The sequence below is a fragment of the Kitasatospora sp. NPDC056327 genome, from assembly GCF_042261735.1.
Classification (GTDB): domain Bacteria; phylum Actinomycetota; class Actinomycetes; order Streptomycetales; family Streptomycetaceae; genus Kitasatospora.
In genome coordinates, this window is record NZ_JBHJRC010000027.1 from 34389 (window position 1) to 49408 (window position 15020).

Consider the following 15020-nt stretch of genomic DNA (forward strand, 5'->3'; position numbering starts at 1 on the left):
GGGTCAGTAGCGGGTGCGGAGCTCCGACTTGCCGTACGGCACTCCGAAGAACCGGCTGCGCCAGAGACCGACCGTGATGCTCACACCACGGCTGCCGCGGCGGTTGTTCGCCTGCTCGATCCCCTTGCTCCAGCTCTTCAGGAGCCAGCCGAAGCCCTTCAGGATGCCGCCGATGATCTTCGCGGCGATGTGCGGGAAGAGACCGACGATCAGGCCGACCAGCTTGCTGACGGTGCTGGCGGTCTTCAGCTGCTTGGCCAGCCGCGCGGCGCCGGCCTTGCTCAGGTAGGCGGTCCACTTCTTGTACCAGGCCAGGCCGGTCAGGTCCTCCATGGAGATCGGGTCGACCGGGTAGCCGTACTGGTTGGGCGAGCCCTCCAGCAGCGGGTCGGTCTGGAGGAACCGGCCGGTGGTCGGGTCGTAGAGCCGCACGCCCATCAGGACCAGGCCGCTGAGCGTGTCGGCGGAGCGGAGCTGCCCGCCGTGCCAGCCGTACGCGGCGGTGCCGGGCGCGTCGGTGACGTTGCCGTACTCGTCGTAGTGGTAGACCGCGAGGTCCTGGGTGCCGTCCGGGGACATCTGGACGGACACGTCGCCGTGCAGGTTGGTCAGCTGGAGGACCGCGCCGCCGTCGGCGCCGGTGGCGGCCGTGAGCAGACCGGTGAGGTCACGGACGTTGCGGACGACCCGGCCCGCCGCGTCCTTGGACCAGCTGGGGTTGTCCCCGGAGCCGTCGTAGTGGCTGGTGGTCAGCGCGGTGACCGCCCAGGTGCCGTCGGTGCCCCTGGTCTCCGTGGTGGCCCTGCCGAGCCGGCCGGCGGCGTCGAGGTCCCAGGTGCGGCGGGTGTCGCCGAGGGTCTCGTCGCGGACCAGGTCGTTGGCGAAGTAGCCCAGCCGGGTGCCCTTGGGCAGGGTGGTGGTGCGGCCGTAGGCGTCGTAGGAGTAGCCGGTGCCGACGAGGCGGTCGGCGGTGTCGTAGGCGTGGGTCTCGGAGGTGGTGACGGCGTCGGCGGTGGCCGGGTCGCAGTCGTCGGTGACACCGGTGCGGCCGGTCCGGTTGCTGCTCCGGTCGAAGGCGTAGGACCGGGTGGCGCAGGCCAGGCCGGTGCTCTCGGCGGCCCTGGTGAGGCGGCCGGCGGCGTCGTAGGCGAAGGAGCCCGCGGTGCTGTTGCCGTCGGTCTGGGTCCGGCCGGCCTGCTGGCCGTGGACGGTGTAGTCGGCGGTGTCGGCCAGCAGGACGTTGCCCGCCTGGTCGGTGTAGGTCTTGCCGGTCTGGATGCCCCGGCTGTCGTAGGTGTTGGTGAGGACGTTGCCGCCGGGCAGGGTCTGGGTGAGCAGGCGGCCCTCGACGTCGTAGGTGGCGTTGAAGGTGCCGGCCACCGAGTCGGTCAGCGAGGTGGGCAGGCCGCGCGGGTCCTTGGCGGTGTCGTAGCCGTAGGTGGTGGTCGACGGCGCCGAGTCGGTGCGCTTCACCACCCGGTCGAGCCGGTCGTACTCGGTGGTGGTGACGTTGCCGGTGCCGTCGTCGTAGGAGACCGGGCGGCCGAGCCTGTCGTACTGCTGGGTGACGGTCGTCGAGCCGTTCGTGACGGTGGACGGCAGGCCGGTGGCCGGGTCGTAGCCGTGCACGGTCTCCGGGACGGCGGTCCCGGTGCCCCCGGTGACGGTGACCTTCACGGGGCGGCCGGCGGCGTCGTGGGTGCGGCCGGTGGTGCGGGTGACGCCGTTGGCGGTCTCGGTGACCAGGGTGGTGACGCCCAGACGGTCGTACTGGAACGTCTTGGTGGGCAGCTGCGACGGGTTGGCACCGCCGCCGGCGACCTGGGCGGCCGGCGCGGTGGAGCAGACCAGACCGGCCCACTCGGGGCGGCCGGAGCAGGGGCCGGTGCCGGTGGCCGCGTAGTACGTGGTCACGGTGGTGCCGGCGTCGGAGCCGTCGGAGTTCGGGCGGCTCTGGGAGGTCACCCGGCCGCCGGCGTCGTAGCCGGTGGCGGTGGTGATCCGCAGGCCCGCCGGGTCCTGGACGGTCCGGGTGGCCAGGCCCTGGGCCCAGTCGTACTCGGTGGCGGTGGTGCGCTGGTCGGCGTCGGAGGCGTAGCCGTCGATCCGGGCGCCGACGGTCACCGAGGTGACCTGGTCGCTGACCGCGGCCCCGGCCGGGCGGCCCTCGTCGTAGCCGGTCACGGTGTGGGTGCGGGCCGCGACCTCGGTGCCGGCGGTGAGCGCCGGGGAGGTGCCGGAGGCGGCCAGGTCGTGCTCCAGGGTGACCAGCCGCAGCGGGTCGTACTGGTCGGTGAGCCGCTTGCCGTCGGCCGAGTGGACCGAGATCTCGGAGAGCACCTGGGCGCGGTCGGCGGTGGAGCGGCCGGCGATGCCGAGGGCCCGCAGCTTGGCGAGGTCGGCGCCGGTGGTGGCCAGGGACAGGATGCGGTTCTCCGCGGACAGGGTCCGCACCACGCTGCCGAAGGCGTCGTACTCGGTGGTGGTGATGCCGCCGCCGGGGGTGGCGGTGTTGACCTCGCGCCCGGAGGCGTTGGTGTAGGTCAGCGAGGCGCGGGCGTAGGCGGCGGTGCCGAGCGCCCTGCCGTCGTGGCCGGCCGGGACGGCGTCGGGCGGCAGCACCGCGGTGGCGTCGGTCGGGGCGTCGGTCTGGCCCCAGGCCGCGACGTCGGACGGTGCCAGCGGGTACGGCGCGTTGGCGCCGCTCAGCGGGACGTCGTAGACCACCGAGGTGGTCGCGGTGCCGTCGGTGACGTCCTTGGTGCCCTGCTTGAGGGTGGGCCGGGAGGCGGCGAGCAGCATGCCCTCGCCGGCGGTGGCGGCGTTGCCCGCCCTGCCGTACTCCAGGGTCCACGGCAGCTCACCGGGCTCGGTCACGGTGGTGACCCGGCCGGCCGCGTCGTAGGCGTACGCGGTCTTCAGCGCCGGGCTGATCCGCGGGTCCCAGACCTCGCGCAGCCGTCCCTGGTCGTCGTAGGCGTACTGCGACATGACGACCGGGGTGGCCGCCGCGGCACCGGGCTCGGTGGACCAGAGGCGGATCTGCCGCACCTGGCCGGCGACGTCGCCCAGTGCGGACGCGGTCGCGGTGGTGGCGTCGGCGTAGACGTACTCCAGCACCCGGCAGCCGGCCGTGGCCGGCACGGTGGCGCAGTCGGCGGAGGCGGTCGCCGACAGCGGGGCGACGACCAGCCTGGGCCGGGCGAGGGTCTTCCCGCCGGAGACGACCTTCTCGGAGACGACCGAGGTGGTCGAGTTCTGGCTGGGCAGCGAGGTGGCGGTGGCCTGCCAGGTGGTCGCGGCCGGGTCGACCTTGCCGAAGGAGACGGTGGTGCCCGAGGTGTCCTTCAGGGTGAAGGCGCCGGTGAAGGAGCCGGTCAGGGTGAGGTCCTCGGCACCGGGCTCGGGCTTCCAGCCGCCGGCGCCGGTGGCGGTGAAGCCGGTCTCCCCGCCGTCGGAGGTGACCACCGAGACGGAGGTCGGGGAGGTCCGGCGGACGTGGGTGTACGCGGTGTCGGCGCCCTCGGCGGTGGTGCCGGCGCTCCACTGCGGGCCGAAGATCGCGGCCTGGCCCTCCTGGGCCGAGCCGTTGGCCGGCCGGCGGGAGGAGAAGGAGCGCTCGGCGCTCAGGCCGAAGCCCTCGGCGTCGGAGGCGGAGAGGGTGAGGTCACCGGTGAGGGTGTTCACCCGGCCGGGGCCGACCGCGGTCTCCGGCGAGGTGCCGGCGTTGCGGTCCACGGTGACGGTGTTCGGCTCGGTGGCGTCGGTGGCGGTGCCGTCGGTGAAGACCGCGCGGACGTCCACGGGGCCGTTCTCGGCGAGGGTGTCGGTGATGTTCCAGGCCAGCGGGGCCGGCTTGCCGCCCGGGGCGGCGAACGGCCAGGCGGTCACCGGCGAGCCGCCGGTGGTGCGGACGTCCGCGACCGGGACGTCCTTCCAGGCGTCCGTCTCGCCGCGGCGGTACTGGTAGCGCACGCCGGTGTAGGTGCTGTTGCCCTCGGCCTGCAGCGAGGTGCGGCGGGCCGGGCGCTCGCCCGCGCCGGGGGCGACCAGGGCGGAGCCCTTGCCCGCGTAGAAGGTGTACGTGCGGTCGGCGGAGACGTTGCCCGCGGCGTCCCGGCTGTGCGCCGTGACGGTGTGGGCGCCCGCCTTGAAGGAGAGCCTCGCGGTGACCGGAGCCCCGGTGGTCGGCGCGGTGACCCAGGCGCCGCCGTCCAGCCTGTACTGGACGTCCTTCACGTCGCTGCCGGGCGGGGTGAAGGTGAAGTTCCCGCCGTAGTTGCCGCTCGCGTCCGGGGTGCCCGCCCACTGGCCGGCCGGGAAGTCGCCGGAGGCGATGGCGGTGGTGCCCGGGGCGACGGTGTCGACGGTGAAGGTGCGGAAGGCGGACCAGGCGCTGTTGACGGTGCCGTCGCCGGAGCGGGAGCGCCACTTGTAGGCGCCGGGCGCCAGCGCGGTGGACGGCGTCCAGGTGAAGGTCGAGCCGGAGGCCGCCCAGGCGCTGTGGCCGGTCTGCAGGGCGGCGGTGCCGTTGGCGGCCCAGACCTCGAAGTCCAGCACGACGTTGCCGCCGTCGGGGTCGGTCGCCTTGGCGGAGAACGCCGGGGTGGCGTCACCGGTGACGGCGCCGGCGGCCGGGCTCAGCAGGGTGGAGACGGCCGGCGGGGTGTTGTAGGTCACCGACAGGTAGGGCGTGTTGGCGGACGCGTTGCCGGAGTTGAACTTCTTCCAGCCGTACGGGTCGCTCTCGTCGGTGGCCCGGATGCCCAGGGTGTTGTTGGCGTTGCCGTTCGCCGCCCAGGCCTTGACCAGGGCGGTGATGTCCTGGTTGACCCAGCCGTCGTTGCAGGAGCCGGAGTAGCCCTTGGTCGCCGTGGAGGTGGCCCACTTCCTGTTCCAGCCGGGCTGCGCCGTCCAGCGGGTGGCGGTGCCGGCCGATCCGGTGTCCCAGACCTCCCAGCTCTTCGCCGTGCAGGACCAGCTGTGGAAGTTCCACAGGTTGAGCTTGCCGCTGGTGATCTGCTTCCCGCTGATCTTCGACATCGGGAACTGCAGGAAGGAGCGGGCGACCTGGCCGGAGCCGTTGTTGCCCAGCTTCAGCTCGGCCTGCGAGGAGACGTCGGTGGCGTAGCCCTGCTGGACGAAGGTGTCGAAGCCGACGCCGATGTTGACCGCGGGGTCGACGGTGACCGGGTACCTGGTCGCCGGGTCGTTGAGGAACGCGGCGTCCGGGGTGAGCGTGAGGTCGACGGCGTTGCCGTTCTGGGTGACCTTCAGGCCGACCGGCGCGGTGCGGGTGTGCTCGCCGCTGCGCTCGTCGACCTGCGAGTCCCACATCACCGGGGCGGGCAGCTGACCCTTCTCCTCGCCGGTCCCCGGGTCGAGGAAGGAGACCGAGTTGTCCGCGTTGTGGCGGGCCCGCAGGCCCGCCGCGTCCAGGGTCATCGTGACGGTGCCGTTGGCGGCGACCGCGGAGCGGTCCCGGAGTTCGAGGAACTGCTCGAAGCCGGTCCGGGTGGACTCGATGACCAGGTCGGTCGCGGTGAGGGCGTCCCGGTACCGGGCCTTGGTGCCGTCGACGACGGGGGCCGGCAGGGTGCCGCGCCAGGAGAGCGACATGCTGGTGCCGTCGCCGTTGTCGAGCGAGACCAGGGGGACCGCCGGGGCCTGCTGGTCCCCGGCCGGTGCGCCGGCCGCCTTGAACTTCGACGCGGCGGGCGGGGCCGTGGCACCGGCCAGGGTGAGGCCGAGCGGGTGGCCCTTGGCCTTGACGGAGCCGTCGGCCTGCGGGGCCAGGGTCACGTCGATCGGCTGGAGCCGGCCGTCCTTGTCCTTGTAGCGGACCGGGCCGGTGGCCATGTCCAGGGTGGTGGTGCCGTCCGGGTTGATCCAGGTGGTGGTGGACTCGGTGCGTTCGTCCGTCACCTCGATCCGGCGGTTCTCCAGCCGGGCCCTGAGGTGGGCGGTGGCGATGTCCTTGGCCTCCGCGGCTCCGAGCGCCCTGCCGGGCGCGGGGGCCGGGGCCTGCGGGGTGACGGCGACGGCCTGACCGGTCGTCATGATGACGGCGGCGGCGTCGGCGGCGAGCACCACGGCGAGTGCGACCGCGGTGTTGCGCAGCACGCCGTTGCGGCGGCGCGGTGCAGGGGCGGCTGGCACGGTGCCGCCGGCGCGGGGCCGGGGCGGTGTGCCGGTCGGGTGGGACATGGAACTCCTCGACGGTCTTCGGATGAGGGGTGATGAGGGGTGACGACGGCGCGCGCCCGCCCCGCCGGCAGGGCCGCGGCGGAGCGGACGTCCGGAGGCGGGGCCGCGCCGGACCCGGGCGGGTCCGGCGCGGCCCGGGGAACACCTCTGGGCATGCGCATGTCAGTAAAGGACTGGTCATGGCCGTGGGCATGAATCGGCCAAATTTGCGAGCGGAGGCAACCGTCCGAAAAGCGGACGGAAGGTCAGGAAGCGAACTATGCCGGGGGCGGGGGCGGCGGCGGGTGGCCGCGCGGCGGCCGGCGGAGGTTCCGCGGCCTACGGCGCCGCCGCCACCGCGTAGCGGCGCGCGGGGCCGTGGGCCAGGGCCCGGTCGAGCAGGGCGTGCGCCCGCAGCTCGGCCGCCTCCTGGTCGGGTGCGCGGACGTACAGCACCAGGCCGATGCCGCCCGGGACGGCGCGGGCCCGCGTGTGTTCCAGGCCGTCGCCCGGAACGGCGCGTGCCCACAGGGTGCCCTGGACGTCGGCGGCCCCGGCCTCGCCCGTCGGCGAGGTCGAGAGGTCCAGGAGGGTCAGGTGGACGGCGAACACCGGGCGGTCAGTCCCAGCCGATGATCCGGGCGTCCGGCCCGTCCCAGCCGATCCCCGGGGCGTCCCAGCCGATCGCGGGCCCGGCGGGGGCGGCGGTGACGGCGGCGGCGACGGCGGGGCCGGTGGACGGGGCGGCGAACGCGGGGGCGGCGGCGGTGGCGAGGGTGAGCGCGAGGGCGGTGACGGCGAGCAGCCGGACGGGCTTCGGCACGGCGGTTCCTGTTCTCTGCACGGCGGTTCAGGGCGGGGTGGGTGGTGCGTGGTGCATGGTGCGTTGCGCGCAGTCCGAATACTTCCGGTGCCCGGCCCCCGGCGGGAGGGAGATCGGCGGGCAGCATCCGGCCAGGCAGCATGCTGCAACCGTGGGCCGCCGACGGGGGGTGGCGCCGCCGGTCGGGAGCCGTTCGAAGAACAGACCGGACGGTCCGGTTCTGCCGGGCTGACCGGATCGCGTCTTGTGGGGGCGGGATCACCGGCGGAAGGATCGTGGACCGGTCGGCCGGACCGGAACCATTCGTGGGTGGGGCGATGCTGTGACGATCAGGGGTCGTTGACGTGCTGGAACTGCTGGGCCTGGACGCCACCGCGGAATCCGTGTACCGCGAGATGCTCGCGGACCCGGAGGGCGGGGTGGCCGAACTCTGCGAACGCCTCCGGCTCCCCGAAGCGGTCGTCCGGGCCGCCCTGGACCGGCTCGCCGACCTGACCCTGCTGCGCGCCTCCCGGGAGCGCCCGGGGTCCCTGTGGCCGGTCAGCCCGGAGCGCGGGCTGGAGCTGCTGCTGCGCCGTCAGGAGGAGGAACTCGCCCGACGCCAACAGGAGTTGGCGGTCTCGAAGGCCGCCGTGGCGCGCGCCGTCGCGGAGTACGCCACGCTGCGCTCGGCCACCCTGGTGGACGGCGGCGAGCGGCTGGTCGGCCTCGACGCGATCCAGGCCAAACTGGAGGTGCTGACCGCCCGGCTGACCACCGAGTGCCTGGGTGTGATGCCCGGCGGCGCGCAGTCCGCCGCCAGCCTGGCGGCCTCCCGTCCGCTGGACGAGGACGCCCTGCGGCGCGGCGTCACCCTGCGCACCATCTACCAGGACAGCGTCCGCAACGACCCGGAGACCTTCGCCTACACCCAGTGGATGACCTCGCTGGGCGGCCGGGTGCGCACCGCCCCGGTGCTGCCGCCGCGGATGCTGGTCTTCGACGGGACCACCGCCGTGGTGCCGATCGACCCGGAGAACACCCGGGCCGGCGCGCTGTGCACCGAGGAGCCGGGGATCGTTGCCTCGCTGATCGCGCTGTTCGAGCAGACCTGGGAGACCGCCGTCCCGCTCGGCGACGACCGCCCCGGGGACACCGGCACCGGTCTGAGTCCCGGTGAGCGCGAGCTGCTGCGGCTGCTGTCCACCGGGCTGACCGACGACGCGGCGGCCAAGCGGCTGGGCGTCTCGGTGCGGACCGTCCGCCGGCAGATGGCGGCGCTGATGGAGCGTCTGGAGGCCGCGAGCCGCTTCGAGGCGGGGCTCAAGGCGGCCCAGCGCGGCTGGCTCTGAGGCCCGCTCCGGTACGGGCCGGGTGCCGGGGTGCCCGGCTGCGGGGGTGCTCGCGGGCTCGGGGTGGCGGTGCTCGCGGGCTCGGGGTGGCGGTGCTCGCGGGCTCGGGGCGGCAGAGCGTCCACAGAACGCAGAAGTTCACCTCCGGGCTCTTGTCCGGTCATTTTCTACGCGCGTATCTTTGGGCGCTGCGGGGGGCCTCCCAGGCTTCCGCACGGCTTTCTACGCGGGTAGCGGGGCAGTGCGCACCGTGCGCCCGGCCGACCGACCCTCACCACAGCTAGGAGTCCCGTTCCGGTGACCACCCCCACTGCTCCCCGCCCGCGCTCCCGCCGCGCCCTGCTGCGCGCCGCGATCGTCCCGGCCGGTCTGGCCGCCTCCCTGGTGCTGGCCCCGCTGCCGGCCGCCGTGGCCGCGCCCTCCGCCGACGTGCTGATCGCCGAGGTCTACGGCGGCGGCGGCAACTCGGGCGCCACCCTGAAGAACGACTTCGTCGAGCTGGCCAACAAGGGCGGCGCCGCCTTCGGCCTGGACGGCTGGAGCGTCCAGTACATATCCGCCGCCCCCGGCCCCGCCTCCCAGTGGGGCGTCACCCCGCTGACCGGCTCGGTCGCCCCCGGCGGCCGCTACCTGGTGGCCGAGGCGGCCGGCGCGGCGGGCACCGTCGAGCTGCCCGCCCCGGACGCGGCCGGCTCGCTGGCGCTCTCCGCCACCAGCGGCACCGTCGCGCTGGTGCGCGGCACCGACCCGCTGACCTGCAAGACCGCCGCCGACTGCGCGGCCGACCCGCGGGTTCGCGACCTCGTGGGCTTCGGCACCGCCGCCGTCCGCGAGGGCTCGCCGGTCCCCGGCGCCTCCAACACCGCCGCGGTGGCCCGCAAGGGCGGCCTGCCGGACACCGACGACAACGCCGCCGACCTCGCGGCCGGCGCGCCGACGCCGACCAACAGCCGCGGCGAGGTCGCCGAGGGCTCCACGCCGACCGGCCCGACCGAGCCGGGCACCGTGCGGATCCACGACATCCAGGGGAGCACCCGGGTCTCGGACCGCACCGGCAGGACCGTCGCGGGCGTGCCCGGCGTGGTCACCGGCGTGCGGGCGTACGGCTCCAAGGGCTTCTGGATCCAGGACCCGAACCCGGACGCCGACCCGGCCACCAGCGAGGGCGTCTTCGTCTACACCGGCTCCGCCGACCCGACCGTCAAGGTCGGCGACGCGGTGCTGGTCACCGGCAAGGTGACGGAGTACTACCCGAACTTCAACGGCGGCTCGCAGTCGCTGACCCAGCTGAGCAACCCGGCCGTCACCGTGGTCTCCTCCGGCAACCCGCTGCCGGCCGCGGTGGTCGTCGACACCCGCAACATCCCGGGCACCTACAGCCCCGCGGCCGGCGCCGACGGCACGATCAACGGCGTCGCCCTGGACCCGGAGAAGTACACCCTCGACTTCTACGAGTCGCTGGAGGGGATGCTGGTCGAGGTCCGCGACGTGCGGGTCGTCCAGGCCACCGACAAGTACAACGAGCTGTGGGTCGCGGCCGACAAGCAGGACCAGAAGTCAAAGCGCGGCGGTCTGCTCTACGAGTCCTACGCCGAGCCGAACGTCGGCCGGCTGATGGTCCAGCAGCAGGCGCCGGTCTCCCGGCAGCCCTTCCCGGTCGCCAACGTCGGCGACGTGCTGACCGGTACCACCGCGGGCCCGCTGGACTACAACCAGTTCGGCGGCTACACCCTGGTCGCCGGCACGCTGGGCGCGCTCCAGGACAACCACCTGCAGCGCGAGGTCACCGCCCCGGCCGGTGAGCGCGAGCTCACCATCGCCACCTACAACGTCGAGAACCTGGCCGCCACCAACCCGGACGCCAAGTTCGCCGAGCTGGCCGCGGGCGTCGTCACCCACCTGCGCTCGCCCGACATCGTCGCCCTGGAGGAGATCCAGGACAACAACGGTGCCAAGAACGACGGCACGGTGGACGCGAGCGAGACCGTCGCGAAGTTCACCGCCGCGATCAGGGCGGCCGGCGGCCCGGCGTACGACTGGCGCGCGGTCGACCCGGAGAACGGCAAGGACGGCGGCGAGCCGGGCGGCAACATCCGCCAGGTGTTCCTGTTCAACCCGCAGCGGGTCTCCTTCACCGACATCCCCGGCGGCACCGCCACCACCGCCGTGGACGTGGCCGGCACCGGCGCGGCCGCCTCGCTGACCGCCTCGCCCGGCCGGATCGCGCCGGCCGACGCCGCGTGGGCCAACAGCCGCAAGCCGCTGGTCGGTCAGTTCTCCTTCCGCGGCAAGAAGGTCTTCGTCATCGCCAACCACTTCAACAGCAAGGGCGGCGACCAGGGCATCGACAGCCGCTTCCAGGCCCCGACCCGCTCCTCCGAGGTCCAGCGGATCGCCCAGGCCACGGTCGAGCAGGCCTTCGTCGCCAAGCTGCTGGCCGCCGACAAGGAGGCCCGGGTGGTCTCGGTCGGCGACTTCAACGACTACCAGTTCTCGCCGGCGCTGGCCGCGCTGACCAAGGACGGCGTGCTGCGCGACCTGGTGAACGAGCTGCCGGAGAAGGAGCAGTACTCCTACGTCTACCAGGGCAACTCGCAGGTGCTGGACCACATCCTGGTCAGCCCCGAGGTCGGCTACGCCAAGTACGACGTGGTGCACATCAACGCCGAGTTCGCCCAGCAGGCGAGCGACCACGACCCGCAGGTGGTCCGCATCAAGCCGTGAGGCCGCGGCGGGCCGGGCCGAGGGGGTGGTGACCGGGTCCGGTCACCACCCCCTCGGGGCTTTCCGCCGCTGCTACCCCAGGGCGTCCAGCACGGCCCCGGCCATCGCCCGCTGGCCGGCGGCGTTCGGGTGGAAGGGCACGGCCGGCGAGCCGGGCAGCGCGCCCTCGATCCAGCGGTCGTCCGAGCAGACGTCGTGCCCGCGGGTCGGCGCGGCGGTGTCGACGTAGGTGCCGCCGGTGGCCGCCGCGGTGGCCCGCAGCATCCCGTTCAGCCGTTCCAGCACGTCGTGCAGGTAGGGGATGTCGCGCGGGGCGATCGGCTGGCGGAGCACGCAGGAGGCGCCGTCGGAGGGCAGCACCGAGGGGTACCCGACCAGCAGGATCCGGGCGTTCGGGGCCTTGGCGCGCAGCCTCCGCACGGTGTCGGCGAGCCGCGGCGCGGTCTCGTCGATCCGCGCGGCGAGGTCGTCCCGGCCGTACTGCCAGGACCAGCCGGACCAGCCGGACCAGTCCCAGCGGCCGTTGCGGTAGACGTCGGTGCACGGGGTGCCGAGCGGGTTGACCACCGCGCCGGCGATGCAGGTGGCGATCACGTCGCCGATCCCGATGTCGCTGTCGCCGAGGTCGTTGCCGCCGATCCCGAGGGTGACGAGGTCGGTGTCGGCGGTCACCGCGTCGATCTGCGGGTCGTTGACCCGGACGAAGGCGTCGTACTGGGCCCGGGTGACGGACTCGACCTTGGCGGCGGCGCAGGTGACGTCGCGGTGGGCGGCGGCGCCCAGGGCGGCGGCGACCAGCCGGCCGTAGTTGTGGTCGGAGCGCAGGCAGAGCCCGGCCGACTGGGCCGGGACGCCGGCGCCGGCCGCGTAGGAGTCGCCGAGCGCGACGTAGCGGTGGGGGGCGGTGGCGGGGGCGGCGTGGGCGCCGGTGGCGGTGGCGGTCAGGGCGAGGGCGGCGCCCAGCGCGGTGGACGCGAGCAGCAGGGAACGGCGGGCACGGCGGAGCACGGTTCCTCCTGGGGGAGGGGAACGGGTGGGGGTGGGGGTCGTGCGAGCCGGGCCACAGCTTCTACTGACAGGTAAGTTACTGGCAGGTTTCGCCGTCGTCCATGCCGCGCGCACACCTTTTCGAAAACCCCCGGGAGGAATCCCGGGCCGCTTCGCCGGAAGTGCCGCCCGGCGGCCCGGCGGGCAATTCGGAATTCCGCTCCACCGGGTGTCGAAGGCATTTCCGAAACGGGGTGGAGCGGAATTCGCGCGGCCGTTCGCCACCGGCCCCCGCGGTTGACGGGACGGTTGACGGGCGGTGGCGCAGGCCGCAGTATCGGGCCACCCCGGACTGCCGGACCCCTGGTGGAGGAGCTGCCCGCATGGCCCTGGACGCCGACGTCATCGTCATCGGAGCCGGACTCGCGGGCCTCGCCGCGACCGCCGAACTCACCGACGCCGGACGGAAGGTGATCCTCCTCGACCAGGAGCCCGCGGCCTCCTTCGGCGGCCAGGCGCACTGGTCCTTCGGCGGCCTCTTCCTGGTCGACTCGCCCGAGCAGCGCCGGATGCGGATCCGGGACTCGCACGCCCTCGCCTGGCAGGACTGGCTCGGCACCGCCGGGTTCGACCGCCCCGAGGACGCCTGGCCGCGCCGCTGGGCCGAGGCCTACGTCGACTTCGCCGCGGGGGAGAAGCGGTCCTGGCTGCGCGCGATGGGCGTCCGCTTCTTCCCCGTCGTCGGCTGGGCCGAGCGCGGTGGACTGCTCGCCGACGGCCCCGGCAACTCGGTGCCCCGCTTCCACATCACCTGGGGGACCGGCCCCGGCCTGCTCGAACCCTTCGTCCGGCGGGTCCGCGTCGCCGCCGCCCGGGGCCTGGTCGACCTGCGGTTCCGCCACCGGGTCACCGGGCTGGCGGCGAGCGCGGGCGCCGTCGACACGGTGACGGGAGAGGTGCTGGTGCCGGACGGCGCGGCCCGCGGCGAGGCCAGCTCCCGGGAGCCGTCCGGCCGGTTCGAGCTGCGCGCGCAGGCCGTGGTCGTCGCCTCCGGCGGCATCGGCGGCAACCACGACCTCGTCCGCAAGGCCTGGCCCGCCCGGCTCGGCACCCCGCCCGGGCGGATGCTCTCCGGCGTGCCCGCGCACGTCGACGGGCTGATGCTCGGGATCGCCGCCGACGCCGGGGCCGCACTGGTCAACGGCGACCGGATGTGGCACTACACCGAGGGCATCGCCAACTGGGACCCGGTCTGGGCCGGCCACGGCATCCGCATCCTGCCCGGTCCCTCCTCGCTCTGGCTCGACGCCCGGGGCCGCCGGCTGCCCGTCCCGCTGTTCCCCGGATTCGACACCCTCGGCACCCTGGAGCACATCCGCGGCACCGGGCACGACCACACCTGGTTCGTGCTCAACCGGAGGATCATCGAGAAGGAGTTCACCCTCTCCGGCTCCGAACAGAACCCCGACCTCACCGGCCGCTCGCTGCGCGGCGTCCTGGCCCGCGCGCTGCCCGGCGCGCCCGGCCCGGTGCGCACCCACCTCGACCACGGGCCCGACTTCGTCGTCGCGGGCAACCTCCACGACCTCGCCCGCGCGATGAACGCCAAGGCGCGCGCCCGGCTGATCGACACCGCCGAGCTGCGCCGGGTCGTCGAGGCCCGGGACCGCCAGCTCGCCAACCCCTTCGCCAAGGACCTCCAGGTGACCGCGGTCCACGGCGCCCGGCGCTACCTCGGCGACCGGCTGATCCGCACCGCGGCCCCGCACCGCATCCTCGATCCGGACGCCGCCCCGCTGATCGCCGTCCGGCTGTCCGTGCTGACCCGCAAGTCGCTCGGCGGCCTGCACACCGACCTCTCCGCCCGCGTCCTGCGGCCGGACGGCTCCGTCCTGGACGGCCTCTACGCCGCGGGCGAGGCGTCCGGCTTCGGCGGCGGCGGCGTGCACGGCTACCGCTCCCTGGAGGGCACCTTCCTCGGCGGCTGTCTCTTCTCCGGCCGCGCGGCGGGCCGGGCCGCCGCCGAGGCGACGGCGTAGCGGGGGTCACGGTGCGGTGGGGGCGGCGGTGCGGCGGTGCCCGTTCGCCGGTGCCTCCGGACCGGGGCGGCGCCCCTTCGCGGTGGGCCCCGGTGGGCGGGGTCAGTCGTTGAGGGCGATCCAGAGGAAGAAGACCGTCATCAGGGCGAACAGCAGCGACATGTAGGCGAGCAGCGGGACGCCGTCGGCGGCGGGGTGACCGAGGACGACCATCTTGGTGGGGTAGCGCGGCAGGTAGGCGATCTCGACCCGGTCGCCCGGTTCGAGTCCGACGCGGCCGCGCAGCGAGATCGAGGTGACGGCCTCGACGGCCGGGCCGTCCGCGACCTCGAAGCGCACCCGGACGTCGGTCTCGGTGCCCTCCTCGCCCGTGGAGCGGTGCCGGACGTCGGTCACCTCGGCGGGCAGGCGCGTTCCGTGGCGGCGGATCCGGTACGTCATGGCGGCCCGCGACCCCGTGTAGTACGAGCCCGCGCAGGTGACCGTCCCGATCGCGAGGGCGAGGAGGTTCACGGGCCCGGAGCGTACCCGCCGACCGGCCCGACGGACAGCGCCGGGGCGATTGACTGCCTTCTGTTGGCCAGGAGTTGATGCTTCCGTCACCGGTGCTGCCGAGCCGGAGGTGATCCACGTGGCGGACCGCCCGGTCGAGCGGCGCGGCGACGTGGCCGTCGTGCGGGGGAGCGGACGACCGAGCTGCCGCGGTGCTCGCCGACGACCGGGCCGAGGCTGCGCGGCGGGCCGCCGCCCGGCCGGCCGCCGAGGTCGGCCCGAGCGACGTCCGGGGCGGCTTCCTGCCGCTCGGGAGGCCGCCGCCGTGCAGGAGCCGACCGCCGCCGGCCGACGCGTCCTGATGGTCGGCGACGGCGTCAACGACGCCCCGGCGCCGGTCGCCGCGCACACCGGGGTGGCGACGGGCCGGGCCGGCCC

At 74.5% G+C, this 15020-nt stretch carries 8 protein-coding genes and 1 pseudogene; 4 read left to right on the top strand and 5 right to left on the bottom strand.

The genetic code is table 11. The features are described 5' to 3' along the window. Positions 1-3: 3 nt before the first annotated feature. The 3 genes from ACFCX4_RS06815 to ACFCX4_RS06825 form a co-directional block, all read right to left on the bottom strand. Entirely contained in the window at positions 4-6207 is a 6204-nt protein-coding gene (locus tag ACFCX4_RS06815; protein ID WP_376139484.1) for a DNRLRE domain-containing protein, read from the bottom strand. Between the two features lie 318 nt (positions 6208-6525). Next, the gene (locus ACFCX4_RS06820) at positions 6526-6798 is read right to left on the bottom strand and encodes a hypothetical protein (RefSeq protein WP_376139486.1); all 273 of its coding nucleotides are present in this window, start codon (positions 6796-6798) and stop codon (positions 6526-6528) included. 7 nt (positions 6799-6805) lie between these two features. After that, the gene (locus ACFCX4_RS06825; protein WP_376139488.1) at positions 6806-7009 is read right to left on the bottom strand and encodes a hypothetical protein; all 204 of its coding nucleotides are present in this window, start codon (positions 7007-7009) and stop codon (positions 6806-6808) included. A 344-nt stretch (positions 7010-7353) separates the two neighbouring features. On the opposite strand from ACFCX4_RS06825, the gene ACFCX4_RS06830 reads away from it, so the two are divergent. Beyond that, on the top strand, positions 7354-8340 hold the full coding sequence (locus tag ACFCX4_RS06830; RefSeq protein ID WP_376139490.1) for a LuxR C-terminal-related transcriptional regulator: 987 nt from the start codon (positions 7354-7356) through the stop codon (positions 8338-8340). A gap of 297 nt (positions 8341-8637) precedes the next feature. Next, positions 8638-11064: a lamin tail domain-containing protein gene (locus tag ACFCX4_RS06835; RefSeq protein ID WP_376139492.1), complete on the top strand. Its 2427-nt coding sequence runs from the start codon at positions 8638-8640 to the stop codon at positions 11062-11064. 72 nt (positions 11065-11136) lie between these two features. On the opposite strand, the gene ACFCX4_RS06840 is transcribed toward ACFCX4_RS06835, so the two are convergent. Then, positions 11137-12072, bottom strand: a complete 936-nt coding sequence (locus ACFCX4_RS06840; protein ID WP_376139494.1) for an SGNH/GDSL hydrolase family protein — start codon at positions 12070-12072, stop codon at positions 11137-11139. 362 nt (positions 12073-12434) lie between these two features. On the opposite strand from ACFCX4_RS06840, the gene ACFCX4_RS06845 reads away from it, so the two are divergent. Next, positions 12435-14090, top strand: coding sequence for an FAD-binding dehydrogenase (locus ACFCX4_RS06845; RefSeq protein ID WP_376139496.1), 1656 nt, complete (start codon positions 12435-12437; stop codon positions 14088-14090). Between the two features lie 102 nt (positions 14091-14192). Here ACFCX4_RS06845 and ACFCX4_RS06850 read toward each other — a convergent pair whose 3' ends face one another. Further along, positions 14193-14603: a DUF3592 domain-containing protein gene (locus ACFCX4_RS06850; protein WP_376139498.1), complete on the bottom strand. Its 411-nt coding sequence runs from the start codon at positions 14601-14603 to the stop codon at positions 14193-14195. 224 nt (positions 14604-14827) lie between these two features. Here ACFCX4_RS06850 and ACFCX4_RS06855 point away from each other — a divergent pair. Further along, positions 14828-15020 (top strand): annotated as a pseudogene (locus tag ACFCX4_RS06855) (hypothetical protein); the annotation flags it as partial.